General features: G+C 66.8%; 25 protein-coding genes. 8 read left to right on the forward strand and 17 right to left on the reverse strand.

Annotation, left to right across the window (positions count from 1 at the left end; genetic code table 11):
• Positions 1 to 74: 74 nt before the first annotated feature.
• The 5 genes from H6G16_RS00535 to H6G16_RS00555 all read right to left on the reverse strand — a co-directional run bounded on the left by H6G16_RS00535 (position 75) and on the right by H6G16_RS00555 (position 3,826).
• Positions 75 to 416 carry a ribulose bisphosphate carboxylase small subunit gene (locus H6G16_RS00535; RefSeq protein WP_094559869.1) on the reverse strand — a complete coding sequence of 114 codons (342 nt, stop codon included), beginning with the start codon at positions 414 to 416 and terminating at the stop codon, positions 75 to 77.
• A gap of 128 nt (positions 417 to 544) precedes the next feature.
• Positions 545 to 1,957: a form I ribulose bisphosphate carboxylase large subunit gene (locus H6G16_RS00540; RefSeq protein WP_190388378.1), complete on the reverse strand. Its 1,413-nt coding sequence runs from the start codon at positions 1,955 to 1,957 to the stop codon at positions 545 to 547.
• Positions 1,958 to 2,034: 77 nt separating this feature from the next.
• Positions 2,035 to 2,349, reverse strand: a complete 315-nt coding sequence (locus H6G16_RS00545) for a BMC domain-containing protein (RefSeq protein ID WP_190388379.1) — start codon at positions 2,347 to 2,349, stop codon at positions 2,035 to 2,037.
• A gap of 196 nt (positions 2,350 to 2,545) precedes the next feature.
• On the reverse strand, positions 2,546 to 2,827 hold the full coding sequence (locus H6G16_RS00550; protein ID WP_190388380.1) for a transcriptional regulator: 282 nt from the start codon (positions 2,825 to 2,827) through the stop codon (positions 2,546 to 2,548).
• A gap of 3 nt (positions 2,828 to 2,830) precedes the next feature.
• Positions 2,831 to 3,826, reverse strand: a complete 996-nt coding sequence (locus H6G16_RS00555) for a sodium-dependent bicarbonate transport family permease (RefSeq protein WP_190388381.1) — start codon at positions 3,824 to 3,826, stop codon at positions 2,831 to 2,833.
• Positions 3,827 to 4,115: 289 nt separating this feature from the next.
• Here H6G16_RS00555 and rdgB point away from each other — a divergent pair, with 289 nt between their 5' ends.
• Positions 4,116 to 4,697, forward strand: coding sequence for an RdgB/HAM1 family non-canonical purine NTP pyrophosphatase (gene rdgB, locus H6G16_RS00560; RefSeq protein WP_190388382.1), 582 nt, complete (start codon positions 4,116 to 4,118; stop codon positions 4,695 to 4,697).
• A 20-nt stretch (positions 4,698 to 4,717) separates the two neighbouring features.
• Here rdgB and H6G16_RS00565 read toward each other — a convergent pair whose 3' ends face one another.
• Positions 4,718 to 5,467, reverse strand: a complete 750-nt coding sequence (locus H6G16_RS00565; protein ID WP_190388459.1) for a BMC domain-containing protein — start codon at positions 5,465 to 5,467, stop codon at positions 4,718 to 4,720.
• Positions 5,468 to 5,791: 324 nt separating this feature from the next.
• On the opposite strand from H6G16_RS00565, the gene H6G16_RS00570 reads away from it, so the two are divergent.
• Complete coding sequence (locus H6G16_RS00570; protein ID WP_190388460.1) at positions 5,792 to 6,157, forward strand: hypothetical protein; 366 nt, start codon at positions 5,792 to 5,794, stop codon at positions 6,155 to 6,157.
• Here the strand turns inward: H6G16_RS00570 and H6G16_RS00575 are convergent.
• The 3 genes from H6G16_RS00575 to psaM form a co-directional block, all read right to left on the reverse strand.
• Positions 6,154 to 7,128, reverse strand: a complete 975-nt coding sequence (locus H6G16_RS00575; RefSeq protein WP_190388383.1) for a protochlorophyllide reductase — start codon at positions 7,126 to 7,128, stop codon at positions 6,154 to 6,156. The genes H6G16_RS00570 and H6G16_RS00575 overlap by 4 nt on opposite strands.
• A gap of 28 nt (positions 7,129 to 7,156) precedes the next feature.
• Positions 7,157 to 7,501, reverse strand: a complete 345-nt coding sequence (locus H6G16_RS00580) for a hypothetical protein (RefSeq protein ID WP_242036061.1) — start codon at positions 7,499 to 7,501, stop codon at positions 7,157 to 7,159.
• Positions 7,502 to 7,699: 198 nt separating this feature from the next.
• Positions 7,700 to 7,804: a photosystem I reaction center subunit XII gene (psaM, locus tag H6G16_RS00585; RefSeq protein ID WP_190388384.1), complete on the reverse strand. Its 105-nt coding sequence runs from the start codon at positions 7,802 to 7,804 to the stop codon at positions 7,700 to 7,702.
• A 90-nt stretch (positions 7,805 to 7,894) separates the two neighbouring features.
• Here psaM and H6G16_RS00590 point away from each other — a divergent pair, with 90 nt between their 5' ends.
• A complete protein-coding gene (locus tag H6G16_RS00590; RefSeq protein WP_190388385.1) occupies positions 7,895 to 8,368 on the forward strand; it encodes a CRR6 family NdhI maturation factor in 474 nt (157 codons plus the stop codon).
• Here the strand turns inward: H6G16_RS00590 and H6G16_RS00595 are convergent, their stop codons facing one another.
• A complete protein-coding gene (locus H6G16_RS00595; protein WP_190388386.1) occupies positions 8,369 to 9,145 on the reverse strand; it encodes a sulfite exporter TauE/SafE family protein in 777 nt (258 codons plus the stop codon). It abuts the gene before it with no gap.
• Positions 9,146 to 9,162: 17 nt separating this feature from the next.
• Here H6G16_RS00595 and H6G16_RS00600 point away from each other — a divergent pair, with 17 nt between their 5' ends.
• Positions 9,163 to 9,912: a lipoate--protein ligase family protein gene (locus H6G16_RS00600; protein ID WP_242036062.1), complete on the forward strand. Its 750-nt coding sequence runs from the start codon at positions 9,163 to 9,165 to the stop codon at positions 9,910 to 9,912.
• Positions 9,913 to 9,916: 4 nt separating this feature from the next.
• On the opposite strand, the gene H6G16_RS00605 is transcribed toward H6G16_RS00600, so the two are convergent.
• The gene (locus H6G16_RS00605; protein ID WP_190388387.1) at positions 9,917 to 11,161 is read right to left on the reverse strand and encodes a site-2 protease family protein; all 1,245 of its coding nucleotides are present in this window, start codon (positions 11,159 to 11,161) and stop codon (positions 9,917 to 9,919) included.
• Positions 11,162 to 11,221: 60 nt separating this feature from the next.
• On the opposite strand from H6G16_RS00605, the gene H6G16_RS00610 reads away from it, so the two are divergent.
• Positions 11,222 to 11,884, forward strand: a complete 663-nt coding sequence (locus tag H6G16_RS00610) for a phosphoribosylanthranilate isomerase (RefSeq protein ID WP_190388388.1) — start codon at positions 11,222 to 11,224, stop codon at positions 11,882 to 11,884.
• A gap of 44 nt (positions 11,885 to 11,928) precedes the next feature.
• The gene (locus tag H6G16_RS00615; protein WP_190388389.1) at positions 11,929 to 12,465 is read left to right on the forward strand and encodes a hypothetical protein; all 537 of its coding nucleotides are present in this window, start codon (positions 11,929 to 11,931) and stop codon (positions 12,463 to 12,465) included.
• A 4-nt stretch (positions 12,466 to 12,469) separates the two neighbouring features.
• Here the strand turns inward: H6G16_RS00615 and folE are convergent, their stop codons facing one another.
• Genes folE through H6G16_RS00645 form a run of 6 tightly spaced genes read right to left on the reverse strand, consistent with a single transcriptional unit; the run spans position 12,470 to position 17,707 of the window.
• A complete protein-coding gene (folE, locus tag H6G16_RS00620) occupies positions 12,470 to 13,213 on the reverse strand; it encodes a GTP cyclohydrolase I (RefSeq protein WP_190388390.1) in 744 nt (247 codons plus the stop codon).
• 8 nt (positions 13,214 to 13,221) lie between these two features.
• Entirely contained in the window at positions 13,222 to 13,944 is a 723-nt protein-coding gene (locus H6G16_RS00625; protein ID WP_242036063.1) for an SDR family oxidoreductase, read from the reverse strand.
• A 9-nt stretch (positions 13,945 to 13,953) separates the two neighbouring features.
• Positions 13,954 to 14,943, reverse strand: a complete 990-nt coding sequence (locus H6G16_RS00630; protein WP_190388391.1) for an acetyl-CoA carboxylase carboxyltransferase subunit alpha — start codon at positions 14,941 to 14,943, stop codon at positions 13,954 to 13,956.
• A gap of 52 nt (positions 14,944 to 14,995) precedes the next feature.
• Positions 14,996 to 16,066 (reverse strand): long-chain acyl-[acyl-carrier-protein] reductase, encoded by a 1,071-nt coding sequence (locus H6G16_RS00635; protein WP_190388392.1) that lies wholly within the window; start codon positions 16,064 to 16,066, stop codon positions 14,996 to 14,998.
• Positions 16,067 to 16,125: 59 nt separating this feature from the next.
• On the reverse strand, positions 16,126 to 16,845 hold the full coding sequence (locus tag H6G16_RS00640) for an aldehyde oxygenase (deformylating) (RefSeq protein WP_190388393.1): 720 nt from the start codon (positions 16,843 to 16,845) through the stop codon (positions 16,126 to 16,128).
• A gap of 43 nt (positions 16,846 to 16,888) precedes the next feature.
• Complete coding sequence (locus tag H6G16_RS00645) at positions 16,889 to 17,707, reverse strand: creatininase family protein (protein WP_190388394.1); 819 nt, start codon at positions 17,705 to 17,707, stop codon at positions 16,889 to 16,891.
• 49 nt (positions 17,708 to 17,756) lie between these two features.
• On the opposite strand from H6G16_RS00645, the gene H6G16_RS00650 reads away from it, so the two are divergent.
• Both H6G16_RS00650 and H6G16_RS00655 read left to right on the forward strand, forming a co-directional pair.
• A complete protein-coding gene (locus H6G16_RS00650) occupies positions 17,757 to 19,037 on the forward strand; it encodes a S1 RNA-binding domain-containing protein (RefSeq protein WP_190388395.1) in 1,281 nt (426 codons plus the stop codon).
• Complete coding sequence (locus H6G16_RS00655; protein ID WP_190388396.1) at positions 19,034 to 19,945, forward strand: Tab2 family RNA-binding protein; 912 nt, start codon at positions 19,034 to 19,036, stop codon at positions 19,943 to 19,945. Before H6G16_RS00650 ends, H6G16_RS00655 begins: the two co-directional genes overlap by 4 nt.
• Positions 19,946 to 19,960: the final 15 nt, after the last annotated feature.

The following is a 19,960-nucleotide window of genomic DNA, read 5'->3' on the forward strand; positions in this document are numbered from 1 at the left end:
CAGCGCGAACCGACCCGCAAAGAAAGGGGATGGGGGTCCCGGTGGTCAACCAGAACCCCACGGGGTGCTGAGAATCAGCGACCTTCGAACACCACGAAGCAGGCACCCTGGCTTTGGGTGTAGGCGTCGTAGCCCACCAGACGCACGTGGTGGTCGGGGTAGGCGCGGTGGCAAGCCTCGAGCTCACTCACAATCACACCCAGATCCTTCTCGCCGAAGAAGGGCAGCTTCCAGAACGACCAGTAGGTCGCCATGGAGTTGCTGGGATGGACGTGCTCAACGAGCGGGCTCCAACCCTGGGCAATGATGTAAGCAATTTGGTCGTAGATCTCGTCCTGGGTCATCGGCGGGAGGAAGCCGAAGGTCTCCAGGGTGGCGACTGTTTGGTAGTCACCCACGGTGCTCTTGAAAGGCATGGGGATCCTTGTGTGGATGGAATGGTTGAACCCTGATTCCAAGGGTTCGGATCGCGTTCACTGGAGTGGTCTGGCCGGGAATGGGGGTGCCGAAGACTCGGCAACCGCCCATTTCCAACCGACGAACCTCAGTTGACGTCGAGCTTGTCGACGGTGTCGAACTCGAACTTGATTTCCTTCCAGGTCTCCAGGGCGATCGCCAGCTCGGGGCTGTGCTTCGCAGCTTCCAGAAGGATGTCGCGACCTTCGCGCTCGATCTCACGACCGGCGTTACGGGCCTTGACGCAAGCCTCAAGAGCCACCCGGTTGGCAGCGGCACCAGCGGCGGAACCCCAGGGGTGACCGTGGGTACCACCACCGAACTGCAGCACCGAGTCGTCGCCGAAGATGGCCACGAGGGCGGGCATGTGCCACACGTGGATACCGCCGGAGGCCACGGCGAACACGCCGCCCATGGAACCCCAGTCTTGGTCGAAGAAGTTGCCGCGGCTGCGATCTTCGGGAACGAAGGATTCACGCAGCTGGTCGATGTAGCCGAGGGTCGACTGACGGTCGCCTTCGAGCTTGCCGACCACGGTGCCGGTGTGGAGCTGGTCACCACCGGAGAGACGCAGGCACTTGGCCAGCACACGGAAGTGAATGCCGTGCTTGGGGTGACGGTCAATCACCGCGTGCATGGCACGGTGAATGTGCAGCAGCATGCCGTTCTTACGGCACCACTTGGCCAGACCGGTGTTGGCCGTGAAGCCACCGGTGATGTAGTCGTGCATGATGATGGGCTGGCCCAGTTCTTTGGCGAACTCGGCACGCTCATACATCTCCTCAGGAGTGGCGGCGGTGCAGTTGAGGTAGTGCCCCTTCTTCTCGCCGGTTTCCTGTTCGGCCAGCTTGACGGCTTCAGCCACGAACTCGAAACGGTTCTGCCAGCGCTGGAAGGGCTGGGAGTTGATGTTCTCGTCGTCCTTGGTGAAGTCGAGACCGCCACGGAGGCACTCGTACACGACCCGGCCGTAGTTCTTACCGCTCAGGCCGAGCTTCGGCTTGATGGTGCAACCCAGCAGGGGACGGCCGTACTTGTTCATCCGGTCGCGTTCCACGACGATGCCGTTCGGGGGACCCATGCAGGTCTTGATGAACGCCATCGGGAAGCGGATGTCTTCCAGACGCAGGTGGCGCAGAGCCTTGAAGCCGAACACGTTGCCGACCAGGGAGGTCAGCACGTTGGTGATGGAGCCTTCCTCGAACAGGTCGAGGGGATAGGCGATGAAGGCATAGAAGGATTCCTTGTCGCCAGGAACGTCTTCGATGCGGTAGCAACGGCCCTTGTAGAAGTCGAGATCGGTGAGGAGCTCGGACCACACGGTGGACCAGGTGCCGGTGGAGGATTCAGCGGCCACAGCGGCGGCGACTTCTTCCTTGGGCACACCTTCCTGGCCGGTGCACTTGAAGCAGGCCAGCAGGTCGGTGTCGAGGGGGACGTAATCAGGAGTCCAATACGTGTCGCGGTACTCCTTGACCCCGGCGTCGTACTTCTTAGCCATGAGTGATTCTCCGGTTGGGTCGAAAAAGGTGAATGGTTGTGGGTGCCGAGCCGTTCAACGCTCAGGCCTTACACCACTCAGTCCTTGGAACCCGTGAAACCGGCGCTGCCATTCAGAGCCGGCTCCACCTCACGGTGGGGACGGGCAATGATGTGGGCCGCCACGAGGCCATCGCCAACGCGCTCGCAGGCATCGGCGCCGGCGCGCACGGCTGCGTTCACGGCGCCGGTTTCACCGCGCACCATCACGGTGACGTAACCGCCGCCGACGAATTCGCGGGCGATCAGGCGCACTTCGGCGGCCTTGGTCATGGCGTCAGCCGCTTCGATCGCGGGGACCAGACCCCGGGTTTCGATCATGCCGAGGGCGATGCCCATGGTTTCAGTTGCCATTACCTGCTCCTGGAGGAGGGGGGTGGAATGTTCGCTCGCAACCATGGTCGGCAGGCAAACCCTCCGTCAAGCCATTTGGGCCCGTCTGGCCATCACCGTTACCACGCGTTCAGATAAGCCACGCTGATCAGTGCATCACAAATCGTTAGGCAATGCTTGCCGATGTAGTGCTGGCAAGGGTTTTGGGCGGCGCTGCTCAGAGCGGTTCCGCATCGGCCACATAGGCCACGCCGCCGTAGTAATCCAGCAAGGGCTGGATGCCTTCCCGCAATTTGGGCAGGATCCCGGCCTCACAGAACACGATGACGTGGGCATTGGCCCCCAGGCCGCTGAAATCCATGGCGTCGGAGACCCACCCGTGGGGGCCCTTGCCGGTGACGTGCTTGATCACGGAGTAGCCCGGCGCTCCAGCCGCATCCACGGCCTTGAGCACCGCATCCAGTTCCCGTTCGCTCAGGATCAGATCGACGCGTTTCATGGGTCAGGGAGCGGCGGGAAGAACGGCATTGACCAACACCATGTAGAGCGGGATGCCCACGATGATGTTGAAGGGGAAGGTGACCCCTAGGGCCGAGGAGATGTAGAGGCTGGGATTGGCCTCCGGCACGGTCATGCGCATGGCCGCCGGAACGGCGATGTAGGAGGCGCTGGCGCACAGCACCACAAACAGCAGGGCATTGCCGGGCCCCAGCCCCAGCCCCCGGGCCAGCAGCACGCCCACAAGGGCGTTGAACAGGGGCATCAACACCGAGAAGGCGATCAGGAAGGCCCCGGCCTGCCGCAGATCCCGAATCCGCTGGGCCGCCACGATGCCCATGTCGAGCAGAAAGAAGCTCAGAGCCCCGTAGAAGAGCTTGTCGCTGAAGGGCTCCATCTTGACGATGCCGGCGGGGCTGTAGGCCGCCACCAACAGTCCGATCACCAGGCTGCCCACCAGCAGAAACACGGAGCTGTTGAGGCAGGCCTCACGCAGCACCGCCCCCCAGCGCATGCCCGCTGCGCCCGGCCGCTTCTGGGGAGCAGCCAGGGTTACCAGCAGCAGACCCACGATGATCGCGGGCGACTCCATCAGGGCCAGTGCCGCCACCATGAAGCCATCGAAGGGCAGCTTCTGGGTTTCCAAAAAGCTCTCGGCGGTGATGAAGGTGACCGCACTGATCGAGCCGTAGGTGGCCGCAATGGCTGCGGCGTTAAACCCATCAAACCGGGTTTTCAGCACCAGAAAGCTATAGAGCGGCACCACCAACGACATGGCAACCGCTGCGCCAATGGTGGGGAGCACCTGTCCGCCGAGGCCGCTGTGCTGAAGCTCCAGCCCGCCCTTGAAGCCGATGGCCAGCAACAGATACAGCGAGAACAGTTTGGGCAGGGGCGACGGAATCTCCAGATCGGAGCCCACCAGCACCGCAATCACCCCCAGGAAAAAAAACAGAACCGGAGGGGAGAGCAGGTTCTGCAGGATCAGGCTTGAATCCATGGCGCCAAACTCCAGTGGGACCGCTTCAGGCCTGCCGCAACCGTAGGTCGATTGGGACAACCGGCTGTCAGCGGCCGCTCAAATTTCAGCCCTGACGACAAGAAACCAGGCATTTCTGCCTACGGTCTTGTCGGAACCGGCACCCCTGGAGCCATTCAGGGGGTGGAATGTTCAACCCAGCCGGTTCCCCCCCAATCCGTCAGCGATCCTGCGCCCCCTACTGGGGCCTCTGGGGAATGGCGCCCGTGGGCTGGTCTTGCGACACAATGGCGTCCCCCGGGGTTCGTGGATGCCTGCCTTGGTCATCGCCAGTGGCAACCCCCACAAGGTGGCGGAAATCGGCGCCATGCTCGATCTGATCGATCTTCAGGTGCGCCAGCAACCCGAGGGGCTGGAGATCGAGGAGACCGGCTCCACCTATCTCGAAAACGCCCGGCTCAAGGCCGAAACGGTGGCCCAACTCACCGGCGAATGGGCCCTGGCCGATGACTCCGGCATCGAGGTCGATGCCCTCGATGGGGCGCCAGGGATCTATTCGGCCCGCTATGCCCCCACCGACCACGAGCGTATCCATCGGCTGTTGAAGGAGCTGGGGGATTCGCTCTATCGGGGGGCCAGCTTCCGCAGCGCCATGGTGCTGGCCGATCCAGCGGGCACGATCCGGGCCGAAGCCGAGGGCATCTGCCGGGGGCAGATCCTGCGGGAGCCCCAGGGCCATGGACCGGGCTACGACAGCCTCTTCTACGTGCGTGAGGCCGGCAGCTCCTATGCCCTGATGGGTCCCCACCTCAAGGCCAAATTGGGCAGTCGCGGCAAGGCGGCCCGGCAGTTGGCCCCAGACCTGCGACGGCTGCTGGGGATCTCCGGCTGAACGGGGCCCGCCCGAGCCGCTCAGCGCGCGCTGCTGTTGATGTGGTTGATCGCCCGCATGGCCGCAGCGGCCGCCTCCTCCACATCCCCCTCCTTGCCCGCCAGGGTGAGCCGCCCAAAGGCCCCCACCGCCTTGACATCCACCACCGTGATATTCGCCGCCTTCTCGGCCTCGTTGGCCGCGATCAACACGTAGCCAGCCGGCTCGGTTTCCAGAATGAACATGCTCATGCCGGCCTGGATCATCGAACCGCGGCGGTTCTGGCGGTTGATCAACACCGCATGGTCGGGGGTGACGGCACGGATGATCTCGGTCCAGCTCACCTCGGCGCGGCTGCGATCCTCCTTGCGGTTGCCGATCGCCTCGAGCACCACGTCGCCCGAGTGGAGCACGTTGCTCTGGTCGCGGTGGTAGAGCGCCAGCGAGCCAAAGGCCCGCTCCACAATCATCTGGCCGAGGCGCACGGTGCTGGCCTTCAGGGCAATGTCGGTGACCCGGTGCACGGCCATGCCGGGGGACACCTCCAGCCAGAGACAGGCATCGCCGGGAATGGGCAGAAAGCCCTGGCTCACCGTGCCCATGTAGGCAGCCAGTTGGGGCTGCAGCGAATCGAGAAAGACGTAGGTGCGCAGCTCAATCGACTGCACATGGCTGGATTGGCGGGCGAGCCGCGAGCCTTCGCTGTCGGTGGTGATCACACAGCTGGCCCCGTCGCTGTCGGAGTCCACCTGGGTGCCGGTGATCAGGGACCCCGATCGGACCGAGCCCATCGCTGATCGGGATGGGGCCCGCCCGGTGGACTGGCCCAACGACCCATCCTGCCGGCGACGGAACGCCAGGTCTTCACGAGAGGGCTGGCGGGCTGACAAGGGAGGAACCTTCCGGCAACTGCCCGTTCATCGGCTCAGCTGCGGCTGGATCTTAACCCTGGTCCCCCCCGCCCCTTGCCCATCCGGATGGAGCCGGTACCGTCCGGCCAACCTTGATGGGACGGGTCCATGGCCACCAGACGCACCAGCAGCCGCACCAAGGCGGCCCAGGCCGAACCCATGCCCCACACCGACACCTGCCCCGACGGCGCCGTGCCCGAGTGGATGGCCCAGGCGGCCGCCCAGGGCGTCAAGCCCGAGCAGGCCCTGGCCTTCATCGGGCTCGGACTGATGCAGAAGATGGCTGGCTCGGGTCAGGAGTTGCCCTGGATCTGGTCCGAGGCCGAGGACGGTGGCCAGGCCGATCTGGCGGCCCTGCGCCAGCGGCTCGAGCTCACCCAGCTGGCCCTCCAGACCGGTGCCCCCCTGACCACCGCGGAAGTGACCCAGCTGCTGGGAATCCGGCCCACCAGTGAAGCCGTCGAACGGGGCGGCCTCAAGGCACGCCGCCTCAGCCGCAACGTCTGGAAGCTCAGCCGACTGGATGAGACGGCCGGTCGCAGCGACGACGCCTTCCGCCGCCGCTTCTAGGCCAGCCCGACCAGCTTCATCGATTCGTCCCAGACGCCCTGGGCCGTGCCCGGGTTGCTGGCCTTGTCGGAGAGCTCCTGGCTGAACTGCTTGCCGCCCTGCTTCTGGCGGTTGCCCCAACTCCAGTGCACCCCGGACACGGCAAAGGCCGGGTCGGCAACGACCTGGGCCACCCGCTCGCCCGCAAGGGCCTGGCTGACGTAGCCGCCCGTGATGTTCTTCTGGAACCATGGGAAAATCTTCTGGAAGGCCTTGGGGGCATTCCGGAACAGGGGCGTATCGGCCACGCAGCCCGGATAGAGCGAGCTGAACACCAGGCCCGTTGAGGCGTGCAGACGGCGATGCAGCTCCTGGGTGGTGATCATGTTGCAGAGCTTGCTGTCCTTGTAGGCCTTGCCGGGCTTGAAGGGCTTGCCATCGGCCATGGCGATCGGAGCCTTGAAGCCCGCCTTGAAACCCGCCAGATCGCCGAGATCGGCGGGCGCAGGAATGGGAATCTTGCCGCCCAGCTCCTTGGAGTTGGCCGTGACCGTGCCCAGCACCACCAACCGGCGCGAGGCATGGGTGGAGCGCTGCAGATCGGGCAGCAGCAACTGAATCAGCAGGAAATGGCCCAGGTGGTTGGTGGCCATCGAAATTTCATAACCCTGGGGAGAGCGCTCCGGCTCCTTGAGGCGGGGCTTGTAGACGGCGGCATTGATCACCAGGGCATCGAGGGGGCGCCCCAGGGAAGCCACAAGGGTTTCCACCCCCACCCGCACGCTGTCGAGGTCGCCCAGATCGATGCGCAGGTGGGTGAGCTGCCCGTGGGGAATCCCCAGGGTTTCGGCAGCCGCCGCAGCCCGCACCGGATCCCGGTTGGCGGTCACCACCTGCCAGCCCCGATCAGCCAGGGCCTTGGCGGCATGGAGGCCGACTCCCGAGGTGGTCCCTGTGATCAGAACCGTTCCCGCAGCAGCAGCTTCGGCCATCGAACCCGTCGTCAAAACGGGCCCTAACCTACGGGTTGGGGCGACCGGCCTCGGAGCCTTGCCACACCACCCGTAGGCGGTTGGGGGCAATCCACTGGTTCTGCTCGCGGATCAGACGCTGTTCGCCAGCCACCATGAACAGGTGGTCAAAGCGATCGCGCGCCTTGGCGAGCTTGGCCCGCTCCAGGTCAAGCACGGCGGCGAGCTCCCCCTGGCGCTCCATCCGTTCCTGATAGGCCGTGGCCAGGCGGGCAAGGCTGACTCCAGCCACGAGCACCAGGCCCACCTTCACCACCAGGCCGATGACGCTGCAGAGGAGCTCCTGCCGTTCGCTGGAGAGGCCCTGCTGCATGGCGACGTCACCACTGGGCATGGCCACAACAGCCGAAGGTTCCCGACGCCCACGACGGGCAGGCCGACCAGGGGCCTGGGCCGGCCGGTTCGTCGAGGCTGGCTTTAAGCCTGGGGTGGGGAAAGGCGGCATGGTGACACCGATGGACCAGAGCCCCACGGGGGCCTGCACGCTTCTAGCGGCCCCGCCCCCCCTTGCCAAGGGGCCGGGGAGGGCGGATCAGGCCTTGTAGAGGCTGAAGCAAAGGCGCACCGCCAGCACGCCCGCATGGGCGGCCACCACCAGGGCAATCAACACTTCGGCCTGGCTGAGTGCGGAAACCATGGAGGTTCGGGAATTGACGGGATGTGTTCCATTCTTTGCCCTTCGGTGGCTACGGTCCACCCTTGCGCGGCCTTGCTGTCACAGCTCTTGATGGCGTTCCTAGAGATCTCCGAACAGCAGATCCGCAATCTGGATCTGGCCAGCCTGCAGCCCTGGTGCGGCCTGGGGGCGGCTGAACTGGTGCAGCAGGCGGGGTCCCTGGAGCTCCACTTCCAGTGGCCCCGCGCCAGCGATGACCCCCGGGAACTCTCCGAGATTCCCGAGCTGCGGCTCTGGTCCTTGCGGGCCGATGCGGAATGTCCTTGGCTCCCCCTGCTGCTCGAACGCAGCAGTGGCCAGCTCACCCGCCACGGGGCCATGCTGCTGCCCCACCAGTTCAGCCGCACGGAGGGCATCCGTTTCGCCCCCGAGGCCCTCGAGCTCTGGATCACCCACCGCCTGTTCGGCCTCGATGCCTGGGCCCGCCAGAACGGCCTGAGCATCCGCCAGGGTCTCGCCCAGATGGCCGCGGTGCTCGGATTTGAGCTCGACACCAGCTTCTGGACCCATCTGCCCCCCGTCTGATCACAGACCCGCGCTAGCGGGCCAAAGCACCAGGGCCAGGGCCCGTCGGCCGCTATCAAGGGCGAGAAGCAGCGTGAGGGCCCGCAGCATCCACACCAGGGCAGCGTCGCTCACCCGGTCCAGACGGGAGGCGGACCAGCGGGCCGCCAGGGCTGCGGTGGCCCCGAGGGCGAGGCCGACGGGCAGCAATCCCCGACCATCCCCCAAAAACCTGACCGAGGCGACCGAGGCAGACACCAGCACGGCCAGGGTGCTGAAGCGAATCGCCAGATGGATCGGCACCTGCAGGAACCGCACCATCAGCGGCACCATCACCAAGCCACCGCCCACGCCGAGCATGCCGGTGCCCAAACCCGCAACGCACCCCACACCGGCAAGCCCAGCCAGATTCCACGACGCCCCAGCCGGCTCCGCCAGGCCCGCCTGGGAGCGGATCGTGGAGGCCAGCACCCCGTACATCAGGGCCTGCAGGGTCAACAGCAACCAACCCTGCACCCCGAAGCCCACGTGACTGAACAGGGCCGCGCCCAGGGCTGAGCCCAGGGCGATCGCCAGGCAGCCGCGCCAGGGCAGGCTGCGGCTGCGCAGATGGGCCCAGGTGCCGCCGAAGGTGGTGGGCACGATGGCCAGGGTGCTGGTGGCCAGGGCCTGGTGTGGGTCCAGGCCCATCAGCAGCAGCAGTGGTGAAAACACCAACCCGCCGCCGATGCCCAGCAGGCCCGAGAGCAGCCCCGCCAAAAGGCCCAGGGGCAGATAGGGCAGCAGGCTCCACAGCATCCGGGCAATCTGGGGCGATGGAGGCCACCACAGCATCCCCCATGCCCCCCCTGCGCCACCTGCCCACGAGCTGCCTGACGGGCGACTGGCAGATGGCCATCGATGGCTGGCTGCTGGAGCAGCGGACGCCGGCCTTTCGGCTGTACCGCTGGGAGCGACCCACCCTGTCCCTGGGATTCCACCAACGCAGCCTTGAAGCCCACTGGGGCGAACTGGCGGCGGCCGGGGTGATCGACCTCATCCGTCGCCCCAGCGGCGGCCGGGCCGTGCTCCACGCCGGCGAACTCACCTATGCCCTGGTCTGGCCGGAAGCCGTGGCGAACCGCCAACAGGCCTATGCCCAGGCCTGCGGCTGGCTGCTGGAGGCCTTTGCCCAGATGGGGCTCCCCCTGGAGCCCGGCCGCCAGGCCGCCAGCTCCCAGCGCAGCAGCTGCTTCGCCACCAGCACCCCCGCCGACCTGGTGCATAGCTGCGGCGCTAAGCGGATCGGCAGTGCCCAGCTCTGGCGCCGCGGCTGCCTGCTGCAGCACGGCTCCATCCTGATTCACCCACCGGCCGACCTCTGGGAGCTGGTCTTCAGGACCCCTCCCCCCCGGTTACCGCCCCTGCCCCTGGACGCCAGCGCCCTGGACAACCTGCTCACGAAGATTGCCCTGGCGTCTCTACCGACGGCCGGGACCGGCAGCAACCTGCAACCGCTGGACGCCGCAGAGCTGGCCACCATCGCCGGCCGCCGCAGCGGGTATGGCGTTGGGATTCAGGGCTGAGGCCTCAGGGCGTGGCCCTGGCCTCGCCCGAGGCCAGCATCGAGCGCACCACCTGGGGCAGGGCCAGACCCAGGGGATAGGTGCCCTGACGCCGGGCCGCCTCAAGCAGGGGTGGCGGCAGACGCAGCCCCAACTTGGCCAACACCGCTTCCCCCAGCTCGGGGCGCTCAAGGGTGCCACTGGGCAACCCGGCCGGGCTGAGCACCAGCAAGCGGTTGCGGCCGCTGTCCTCGAGTTGCTGCACGGCCTGCCAGAGCGGCGCCGATTCCTGAATCGACGGCAGGCTGGAGAGGGGCTGGAGGTGGTCGCCGATCCGGTCACTATCCCAGCGCTGCACCGGCAACTCCTGGAGCGGCTGGTCATCGATGACCCCCTGCCAACGGCCCCGGTCGCACACCAGCAGCCAGTCGCCTTGGTCGACCTCGGCGGTCTGGGAAAGGCGGATCTGGCTCAGCTCCCGCAACCGGCCCGACGCCTCCAACACCCGGAAGCGCCGGCCAGCCGCATCGCGCACCTTGAGGTCGTTGAGCGCCTGCTGGAGGGCGAGCATCTGGCGCTGGTTACGGGACGCCCCCAGGCCGAACCAGCCCAGCAACATCAACCAGGCCCCCCCCAGGCCGGCACCCCGTAGCAGCAACACGACCCCGAAGCCGATCGCCATCAACGAGAGGAAGCGGCCGCAGCCATTGGCCACCTCCACCCCCCGCCGCTGACTGCCACTGACCTGCCAAACGAGGGCTTTGACGATCAAGCCCCCATCCAGGGGCAGGCCCGGCAACAGATTGAACAGACCCAGCACCAGGTTGAGGCTGCCCAGCTGGTACACCATGGCGCCCAGCAGCGGCGACAGGTGGGAGGCCCCGTGGGTGCCCGCGAGCAATCCCACCCCCAGCACCAGGCTCACCGCCGGGCCAGCCGCCGCCACCAGCAAGGCGCCGCGGGCGGTGCTGCATTCCCGCTCCACGCTGGCCACGCCGCCCAGCAGAAACAACGTGATGCTGCGCACCTGCACCCCCTGGGCCAGGGCCACCAGCGAGTGGCCCAACTCGTGCAGCAGCACCGAGACAAACAGCAGCACGGCCGTGGCCAGGCCCAACCCCCACAGCACCGTCGCGCTAACCGGATCCTTCAGGCTGAGGCTGTAGTGCTGCTGGAAGGCGGCCGTGGCGAGCGCCAGGATCACGAACCAACTGGGATGGATGCGCAGGGGAATGCCGCGGATCTTGAAGAGTTGCCAGCCTTCCCCCACGGCCCCCCAGGGCGTCAGAGCCCCAATCCTAGAAAGGCATACCCGTCGGCGCCCTTCCCCATGACGCCTCCCCTGCTCAAGATCTGCGGCTTGCGGAGTGCCGAGCAGGCTGCCGCCGTTGCCCGGCTGGGGGTGGATGGGATCGGCGTGGTCGCGGTGGAGGGCACGCCCAGGTTTGTGGAGGCGGGGCTGCGGCCGATGCTGTTTGGGGCCGTGCAGGCGGTGGCTCCCTCCTGCCGGCGGGTCCTGGTGGTGGCCGATCCCGACGAAGGCCAGTTGGCCGAGCTGGAAGCGGGCCGGGGCCACACGGTGGTCCAGCTGCATGGGGCGGAGACCCCGGAGCGGTGCCAACAGCTCCGGCGGCAGCTGGGCTGTGAGCTCTGGAAGGCCCTGCGCATCCGCTCCGCCGCCGACCTGGACCGGGCTGCCGACTACGCCGACGTGGTGGACGCCCTGCTGCTGGATGCCTGGGTGCCGGACCAACTGGGCGGATCGGGCCATCGCATCCCGATCGAGTGGCTGGAGCGATTTGCGCCCCCGCTCCCCTGGTGGCTAGCCGGGGGCATGCGCGCCGATCGGGTGCCGACCGTGCTGGCTCGGCTCAGGCCCACGGGCCTGGATGCCTCCAGCGGCGTGGAGCGCTCCCCCGGGGACAAGGATCTGGTCCAGGTGGCCGCGCTGGTGGCCGCGATCCAGCAGGGTTCAGACCCAACCGCTGGTTGAACGGCGCGATTGGGGGCAGGATCGGGGCATACCTGTGCTGGCCGATGCCCCGTCCCACCACCTCCCCGCTCCGCCCCCGAGCCCTGCTGCTCAGCTTGGTGGCAGCCAGCACCCTGGCGGGCCAGGTCGCGCCCCTGCAGGCCCAGGACCTGGTGGGCTGCCAGCTGGTGGATGGTCAGCTCTCCTGCGTCCCGGGGGTGAGCGCCGATCCCCAGAGCCAGATCCGGGCCCTGCGCCAGGAGATCTCCACCAACCTGCAGCTGGAAAGCGGCGTCCAGCAGCAGATCGATGGGTTGCAGCAGCTGGAGCTGCAGGGTGCGGCCGTACAGGGCCAGCTGCTCGAGGCCACGGCAGTCGCGGACGCACTGGCGGCCCTGCCACCCCAGGCTTTCCACTGGTACCGGCGCCCAGCCGGAGCCGCCGCGTGGGTGTTGATCACCGAGGCCGCGGGCCCCACCTACGTGCTGCAACCCCAGGACGTCTCAGCCCAGGTGATGGTGGTGGTGGCCGTGACGGTCCCCGGGGGCGGCGCGAAGCGCCAGGCCTCAACGGTTGTGGGACCGGTGCGGCCGGCGCCCTAGGGACTCAGGTGGACAACATCGATTCCTGTTGCTTCACCAGCTCAAAGAACTCCGCCTTGAGGCTGGGGTCGGCCCGGAAATCACCGCGCACCACCGAGTTCACCATGCTGGTCTGGGGCTCTTTGACCCCGCGCCACTTCATGCAGTAGTGCTGGGCCTTGACCAGAATCGCCAGGCCTTGGGGCTCGCATAGGCGCTCAATCTCGTCGGCCAGAATCATCACCGCCTCTTCCTGGATGTGGGGGCGAGAGAACACCCAGTCGGCAACGCGGGAGAATTTGGACAGGCCAATCACCCGATCCCCCGGCTTGATGCCGATCCAGCAATTGCCGAGAATCGGAACCAGGTGATGGGAACAGGCTGAACGAACGGAAATAGGACCAACCGTATAGATCTCGTCGAGCTTTTTGACGTTAGGGAAACTGGCGATCTTGGGCTGTTCGTGATAGCGACCCTTGAACACCTCATGGAGATACATCCGGGCTACACGCTCGGCGGTTTCTTCGGTGTTGTGATCTTTGTCGATGTCGATCACCAAGCTGCGCAGCAACTCGCGCACCTTGCCAGCTACCTCAATTTCCAGCTGATCCAGCTCACCATCCTTGAGGTGGGCTGAAATGTTGTCGTTGGCGAGGTAAGCCACGCCGGCTGCATCGAGGCGCTCGCGGATCCGCAGGCTCACCGGCAAGGGACCCGCATCCGGAGCACTGGCACGGGAGGGAAGGCTGGACGGCAGGGTGGAGGTCATGAAGGGGCTCAGAACGCGCCGGCGGCCGGCATCAGGGTGAGGTCTTCCACCACCAGGGTGGCGGGCTGTTGGGCCAGATACAGCAGGGCTTCGGCCGCCCGCTCGGCCTCAAGCATGGCACGGCGATCGAAGGAACTGTGGACGGTTTCGCTCTCCCAGAGTGGCGTATTCACCGCACCCAGGGTGAGCGTGCTGACCCGGATCCCATGGGAGCGTTCCTCCACCGCCAGACAGCGCCCCAGGGAGCCCAGGGCGGCCTTGCTGACGCAGTAGGCCCCCCAGTCGGGGAAGGCGTGATGGGCGGCATGGCTGCTCACGTTGATGATGTGCCCGCCCCCGCTGGCCCGCAGCCGTGGCAGCAGGGCCTGGCAAACCTGGAAGACCGCGGTCAGGTTGAGCTGCATCAGTCGCTGCCACTGCTCCAGGGGCATGTCAGCCAGGGAGCCCGTGTAGGCCATGCCCGCGTTGTTGATCACCACCGAAGGGGTGAGGCCCCGTCCACAGAGCTGGTCCAGACCCGGGGCAATGGCGGCGGCATCGGCCAGGTCCAGGGCCAAGGTCTCGACGCGACGGCCCAGCGGGGCCAACTCTGCCGCAAGGGCAGCGAGGTCCGCCGCCGAGCGGGCCAGCAGCAGCAGGTCGTAGCCGGCAGCGGCGAAGCATCGGGCAGCAGCAGCGCCAATGCCCCGGGAAGCCCCGGAGATCAGTGCGACGGGAGTGGGGTCAGGCAAGGTGCGGGCCTAGGAACTGCGAGACGGGTCCTGGGCCTCACTCTCGAGATAGCGACCCATACGCCGAAACTTGGCATAGCGCTGGTCGATCAGCTGCTGCTCGCTGAGGAGCTGAAGCTCGGCGAGTTGCTCGAGCAGGGCGGCTTTGAGGGTTTCCGCAGCCTGCAGCGGCGCCCAGTGGTTGCCGCCCGAGGGTTCCGGCAACACCCGATCAACGATGCCCAGCTTGAGCAGGTCGGGGCCGGTGATCTTGAGGGCCTCCGCCGCGGTGGACGCCTTGCCGGCATCCCGCCAGAGAATCGACGCGCAGGCCTCCGGGCTCGCCACGGTGTAGACGCTGTGCTCGAACATCAACAAGCGATCGGCCACACCGATCCCCAGGGCGCCGCCGGAGCCGCCCTCCCCGATCACGGTGGCCAAAATCGGCACCCGCAGGCGGAACATCTCGCGCAGATTGACGGCGATGGCCTCCCCCTGGCCCTGCTCCTCCGCCAGCACCCCGGCATAGGCCCCAGGGGTATCAATGAAACTCAGGATCGGCAGGCGAAAACGGTCGGCGTGCTCCATCAGCCGCATCGCCTTGCGGTATCCCCCGGGGGAAGCCATGCCGAAGTTGCGGGCCACGTTCTCCTTGGTATCGCGCCCCTTCTGGTGGCCGAGGAGCACCACGCCCTGGTCGCCGATGCGGCCCACGCCACCCACCAGCGCCCGGTCGTCGCTGCCTCGCCGATCGCCGTGCAACTCGAGCCACTCATCGGTGATCACCTGGATGTAGTCCAGGGTGCTGGGCCGCTGGGGATGGCGGGCCACCTGAATCTTCTGGGAGGGCGTCAGGGCATCGAAAATGTCCTTGCGGCGACGGGTGGCCAGGGTTTCGAGCTGGAGCAGCTGCTGGCTCACATCCACTTCCGAATCCCGCGCCAGCTGCCGGATCTGCTCGATCTGCTCCTCCAGCTCAACCAGCGGTTTTTCGAACTCCAGCAGGGCGCGACGGGCCATGGCGGGGATGTCGGGAGGGGAGAGGGGAAAGCAACCCGGAGGGTTGGTGGGGTCAGGCCGGGGTGAGGGCTGGCTGAACGCGGTCGGCCGGGGCGGGATCGGCAGGCAGGGTGAGGCCCAGGCTGTGGAAACCATGGCGCTGGGAAGCAGCGCCGATCAGATCCATTTTCTCGAGGGTGATGTTGTTTCGTCCCCAGCTAAAATTGGTGTGAATTCCTTCGAACTCAAGCAGGATCGCCTCAGCAAAGCAGGCAAACATCTGACGCTTGGGATTGTCCATTTCCGCCATTTCCATCATCTGCCAGGTGATGTCGCTGAAGAATTCAACGATTCCTCCTTTCAGCACATGGATTCCCTCCCCATTGGCCTTGCTGTCGAGGTTTTTGGGATAGCCGCCATCAATCATCAGGCAGGGCGACTTGAGGTTCGCGGCATCGATGGTCAGGGTCTGGGGCAGGCTGGCCACCCAGACCACCACGTCGGCTTCCGGCAGGGCTTCGTCCAGGCTCAGGATGCGACCACCGCCCAACTCCTGCTGCAGATCCAGGAGTGGTTGGGGCTGGCGAGCCACCAACAACAGCTCCTTCACGCCGGTGCGCTGACTCAACCAGCGGCACACCGCACTGCCAATGTCTCCGGTTGCTCCCACCACCGCCACCCGGGCCTGGGCCAGGTCGATGCCGAGCAGGGGCGCATTGGTTTCCACTTGCCGACAGATCACCCAGGCGGTGTGGGTGTTGCCGGTGGTGAACCGCTCCCATTGGAGGGTTGTGGAGCGGATTTGCTGCTCTTTGAGCAGGTTGAAGTTTTCAAAAATGATCGAGGTGAAGCCCCCTAGAGCCGTGATGTCGATGCCATTTTTCTGGGCCAGCTCCATGGCGCTGAGCACTTTGCGCCGGGCCGTTTTGAACCGGCTGAGCATCTCCGGCACAAAACAGGAATCGATGTAGGCCCCTTCGATCGTCTTGCCCGTGGCGCTCGTCACCTGCAGACGCTCCACCAACTGGGGAGGGGCACTGCACCACACATCGAGGTCGCCGTCAGCAAACTCCTCGAACCCGAGGGTGCGGGCCTTGGCGCGGGCCTCCTCAAAGCTTGTGGAGTGACCGATCAGGCCGAACATGGGCAACCCCAGAGGATGTCGCGGACGCTACATCCTGCCACGTCTGGTCTGGCCAATCCTCAACCAACCAGGGCGGCTGCCGCCATCTTGGCAATCTCCCGGGAGGTGAGTCCCACTTCCATCAGGGCTTCCTGGTACGAGGTGAGGAAATCGGCCATCAGGTCCTCTTCGTCCATGTGCAGCACGGCCGCATCGCCGGCCACCTGCTCGAGCATCTTGCGCACCAGGGGCAGGTTGTCGCGGTTGGCCTGCTCGAGCTCCTCACGGCAGGTGTCCAGGTTGGCCTTGAGCCACTCCTGGCCGTAGTTGAGGTGGGTGTACTCGTCCTTGACCACTCCCTCGGTGATCTTGCGGGCGAAGGGATCGGCGACAGGGATATAGATGTGGTAGGCCGAAATCGCAAAGGCCTCAATCAGAATGGCCTGAATCAACAGGCAGGTGGTCACCTTGCCCTCCGCCAGAGCCTTCTGGAAGTTGCCGTGCAGGGGGGCGAAGAATTCCTTGGCGAAGGGCATGTCGGCGGTGACACCGAGGTTGTTGGCGCAAGCCGTGAAGCCCTTCATGTGCTTCAGCTCCATGCGGGCCAACTTGGCGAGCTCCTCGGCTTGGTCCGGAATCAGGGTGCCGATGGAGATGTAGTTGTCGTGCGCTTCCTGCTCGCCCTCGATCACGATGGCGTTGATGCGGCTGTAGGCGTCCTTGTAGGCGTCGGTGCTGAAGTCGGGCAGCTGGTCGGCGGCAAAGGCCTCGGACACTGCTGGGGAAGCAAGGGTTGCCATGGCTACCGCGCGGTTGGATCAGATCAGACGACTGTAACCACCCTCAGCTGGGATCTGGCCCCTGGCCGGACACCAGGTCAGAAGCCGGCCACGAACTGCGCAGCAGGGCATCCAGCCGCTGCCGCCAACCCTCCACCAACCGCTCAAACAACTGGGCCCCGAGGGCAGCAGAGGCGCCTCCGGCATCGCCGATCACCCCAGAGCGGCTGAGGTCCTGGGTGAGCCAGGCCAGAGGGGCTTGGCCCTCCAGGCTCCACCCCTGGGGAATGGGGGCGCCCAGATGGCCATCGCGGGGACGCTCTGGGCCCACCAGTTCAGGGGCCAGATGCAGCATCAGGCTCGTTTCCGCCAAACCGGCATGGAGCCCAGCGGAACGCTCCGGCTCAGGGATCAGGGCGGCGACGCCCTCAGGGCCACTCCAGAGGAAGCAGGGCAGCACGGCCAGCTCCGGGCGCTCGGAGCGGAGTTGGCGTGCCGCGGTCTGCAACAGCGCGATCTGGCCCCCATGGGCGTTGAACAGCACGAGACGCTGGAAACCGGCGGCAGCCAGCTCATGGCCGACGCCCACCAGCTGGTTGATCAGCAGCTCGGGGGGAAGGCTGAGGGTGCCGCTGAAGCCGCGGTGTTCGGGAGAGAAGCCGATGCTCTGAAGCGGCAGCCGCAACACCGGCAACGCGGCATCCAGCCGGGCCAACACCGCATCCAGCACCCGCTCGGCAAAGAGCGCGTCGGTGCCCAGCGGCAGGTGGGGCCCGTGCTGCTCCACCGCCCCCCAGGGCCAAACCACCGTGCTGCCAGGTCGGGCCGCGAGCTGCTCGACCTGGGGCCAGGCCAGCTGCTGCAAGTGGCGCGAGTGCTCCATCACGTCAGAACTGATCCCTACAGTGTGGAGCTCTCAGCCCCCAGTGGAGATGGCCGGTACCGGCAGCCAACCGCCTTCGTCTGCGTCCTCCCGGCCCGTGCCCCCCGGTGCCGCCAGACCCCAGCCGGTGGCGCCCCTGCGCAAGCCTCCCCAGGTGCTGATGATCCGCAAGGACGAGCCCACCCCGGCTCCTCCTGTCGAGTCGGCCGAGCCCCCCGTGGCGGCCTCGGCCCCCCAGGCGCCCAGCCCGGCGGCGGCAGCCCCGGTTCCCACGCCTGCACGCACCCCTGAGCGCAGCGACGACGAGCTCTTTGAGATGGGGTCCATGGAGGGCCTCACCATGGCCGACCTGCTGGGCCCGGACCCGGGCCGCCAGCGTCCGGCCAAGGCCGTCACTCCCGCCGCGTCCCAAGCCGTTGCGGCCCCGGCACGCAGCGTTGACGATTTCGATTTCGACGAAGAGGCTTTCCTGGCTGCCCTGGACGACCACGAACCCCATGGCACCACCGGGGAAGTGGTGCGGGGCACGGTGATTGGCCTGGAGAGCGACGGCATCTATGTCGACATCGGCGGCAAGGCCCCCGGCTTCATGCCCAAAAAGGAATGCGGCCTCGGGGTGATCACCAACCTCAAAGAGCGCTTCCCCAAGGGCCTCGAGGTGGAAGTGCTGGTGACCCGGGAGCAGAACGCCGACGGCATGGTCACCATCAGCGCCCGCGCCCTCGCCCTGCGCCAAAGCTGGGAGAAGGTGCGGCAGCTGGAGAAGGAGGGCAAGGTGGTGCAGGTGAAAGTGAATGGCTTCAACCGCGGCGGCATCACCTGCGATCTGGAAGGGCTGCGCGGCTTCATTCCCCGCTCCCAGCTCCAGGAGGGAGACAACCACGAGGCCCTGGTGGGCAAAACCCTTGGCGCAGCCTTCCTGGAGGTGAATCCCGAAACCAGAAAGCTGGTGCTCTCCGAGAAGAAAGCCGCCACCGCGGCCCTGTTCCAAAACCTGGAGGTGGGCCAGCTGGTGGAGGGGCAGGTGGTGTCGATCAAGCCCTATGGCCTGTTCATCGATCTGGGCGGCGTCAGCGGCCTGCTCCACCAGTCCGCGATTACCGGCGGCCAACTGCGCGATCTGCGCGAGGTGTTCGGCCAGGGCGACCGGGTGCAGGCGCTGATCACCGAGCTGGATCCGGGCCGGGGGCGCATTGCCCTCAACACGGCCCTGCTGGAGGGCCAGCCCGGCGAACTGCTGATCGATCGCGACAAGGTGATGGCCGAAGCCGCCGACCGGGCCAACCGGGCCCGCTCCGTGCTGCGTCAACAGGAGCAACAGGCCGGATGAGCGAGGCCCCTGCTGCCGCGGTGAGCCTCACCACCCCACCGGACTGGGAGCTCGACTACTACTCCCGGCCGATTCTCGAGCCCGACGGCAAGAAGCGTTGGGAACTGCTGATCTGCTCCACCCCGCAGGTCCCGGCCCATGGGGAGGAGCCAGTCCCCTCCTTTCGCTGGGTGATGCCCTGCCCGGCCTCAAGCGTCAATTCCATCTGGCTGCGGGAGGCCCTGGAGCAAGCCCTGGAGGCCGCCGCTGGACAGGGCTTCGGCCCTCCACGGCGGCTGCGCTGCTGGCGCGCCTCGATGCGCACCATGGTGCAGCGGGCGGCGGAGGGGCTGGGCCTGGAACTGGTTCCCAGCCGCCGCACCTACGCCCTGGTGAGCTGGCTGCAGGAGCGGGAGCGGGAGGTGTACCCCCAGGAGCCTGGCTACCTGGCCGGCCCCCTGGCTCCCCCGCCCCAGCCGATCCGCCCCATCGCCGTGCCCCTGCCGGAGGCGGCCCGGGGCGACAGTTGGGCCTGGGCCACCCTGCCCCTCGAGGCCCTGGCAGGGGCTCCGGAGTGGGAGCTGGGCTTTGCCGGCCTGGTGCCCCTGCCGCCGGGTCTGCCCCCCCAGGTGCCGGTGCCGGGGATTCGTCTGTTCAGCTCCGCCCGGGCCCTGGCCCTGGCGGGCTGGCTGGCCGGTCTCGAGCCCGTGCGCCTGGAGATCAGCGGCCAACAGCTGGTGCTGGAAGCCGGCCTCGAAGACCGCTGGCTACTGAGCGATCTGCCCGCCGATGAGGCCGGTGCCGCGGCGGCGGCCTTCGCCGCAGCCCGCGATCAGGCTGGAGGCCTGCAATTCCTGGCGGTCCAAGCCCGCGAAGACGACCAGCGCTTCGAGGGGTTCTGGCTGCTGCGCGACCTCCCTGACGCCTGAACCCAGCCAGCCCCT

It is taken from the genome of Cyanobium sp. FACHB-13342, assembly GCF_014697415.1.
Classification (GTDB): Bacteria; Cyanobacteriota; Cyanobacteriia; order PCC-6307; family Cyanobiaceae; genus Cyanobium_A.

Coding starts and splice junctions, on each gene's coding strand:
- H6G16_RS00535 (WP_094559869.1), bottom strand. CDS start 416: ATGCCTTTCAAGAGCACCGTGGGTGACTACCAAACAGTCGCCACCCTG.
- H6G16_RS00540 (WP_190388378.1), bottom strand. CDS start 1,957: ATGGCTAAGAAGTACGACGCCGGGGTCAAGGAGTACCGCGACACGTAT.
- H6G16_RS00545 (WP_190388379.1), bottom strand. CDS start 2,349: ATGGCAACTGAAACCATGGGCATCGCCCTCGGCATGATCGAAACCCGG.
- H6G16_RS00550 (WP_190388380.1), bottom strand. CDS start 2,827: ATGAAACGCGTCGATCTGATCCTGAGCGAACGGGAACTGGATGCGGTG.
- H6G16_RS00555 (WP_190388381.1), bottom strand. CDS start 3,826: ATGGATTCAAGCCTGATCCTGCAGAACCTGCTCTCCCCTCCGGTTCTG.
- rdgB (WP_190388382.1), top strand. CDS start 4,116: ATGCCTGCCTTGGTCATCGCCAGTGGCAACCCCCACAAGGTGGCGGAA.
- H6G16_RS00565 (WP_190388459.1), bottom strand. CDS start 5,467: ATGGGCTCGGTCCGATCGGGGTCCCTGATCACCGGCACCCAGGTGGAC.
- H6G16_RS00570 (WP_190388460.1), top strand. CDS start 5,792: ATGGCCCAGGCGGCCGCCCAGGGCGTCAAGCCCGAGCAGGCCCTGGCC.
- H6G16_RS00575 (WP_190388383.1), bottom strand. CDS start 7,128: ATGGCCGAAGCTGCTGCTGCGGGAACGGTTCTGATCACAGGGACCACC.
- H6G16_RS00580 (WP_242036061.1), bottom strand. CDS start 7,501: ATGCCCAGTGGTGACGTCGCCATGCAGCAGGGCCTCTCCAGCGAACGG.
- psaM (WP_190388384.1), bottom strand. CDS start 7,804: ATGGTTTCCGCACTCAGCCAGGCCGAAGTGTTGATTGCCCTGGTGGTG.
- H6G16_RS00590 (WP_190388385.1), top strand. CDS start 7,895: ATGGCGTTCCTAGAGATCTCCGAACAGCAGATCCGCAATCTGGATCTG.
- H6G16_RS00595 (WP_190388386.1), bottom strand. CDS start 9,145: ATGCTGTGGAGCCTGCTGCCCTATCTGCCCCTGGGCCTTTTGGCGGGG.
- H6G16_RS00600 (WP_242036062.1), top strand. CDS start 9,163: ATGGAGGCCACCACAGCATCCCCCATGCCCCCCCTGCGCCACCTGCCC.
- H6G16_RS00610 (WP_190388388.1), top strand. CDS start 11,222: ATGACGCCTCCCCTGCTCAAGATCTGCGGCTTGCGGAGTGCCGAGCAG.
- H6G16_RS00615 (WP_190388389.1), top strand. CDS start 11,929: ATGCCCCGTCCCACCACCTCCCCGCTCCGCCCCCGAGCCCTGCTGCTC.
- folE (WP_190388390.1), bottom strand. CDS start 13,213: ATGACCTCCACCCTGCCGTCCAGCCTTCCCTCCCGTGCCAGTGCTCCG.
- H6G16_RS00630 (WP_190388391.1), bottom strand. CDS start 14,943: ATGGCCCGTCGCGCCCTGCTGGAGTTCGAAAAACCGCTGGTTGAGCTG.
- H6G16_RS00635 (WP_190388392.1), bottom strand. CDS start 16,066: ATGTTCGGCCTGATCGGTCACTCCACAAGCTTTGAGGAGGCCCGCGCC.
- H6G16_RS00640 (WP_190388393.1), bottom strand. CDS start 16,845: ATGGCAACCCTTGCTTCCCCAGCAGTGTCCGAGGCCTTTGCCGCCGAC.
- H6G16_RS00645 (WP_190388394.1), bottom strand. CDS start 17,707: ATGGAGCACTCGCGCCACTTGCAGCAGCTGGCCTGGCCCCAGGTCGAG.
- H6G16_RS00650 (WP_190388395.1), top strand. CDS start 17,757: ATGGCCGGTACCGGCAGCCAACCGCCTTCGTCTGCGTCCTCCCGGCCC.
- H6G16_RS00655 (WP_190388396.1), top strand. CDS start 19,034: ATGAGCGAGGCCCCTGCTGCCGCGGTGAGCCTCACCACCCCACCGGAC.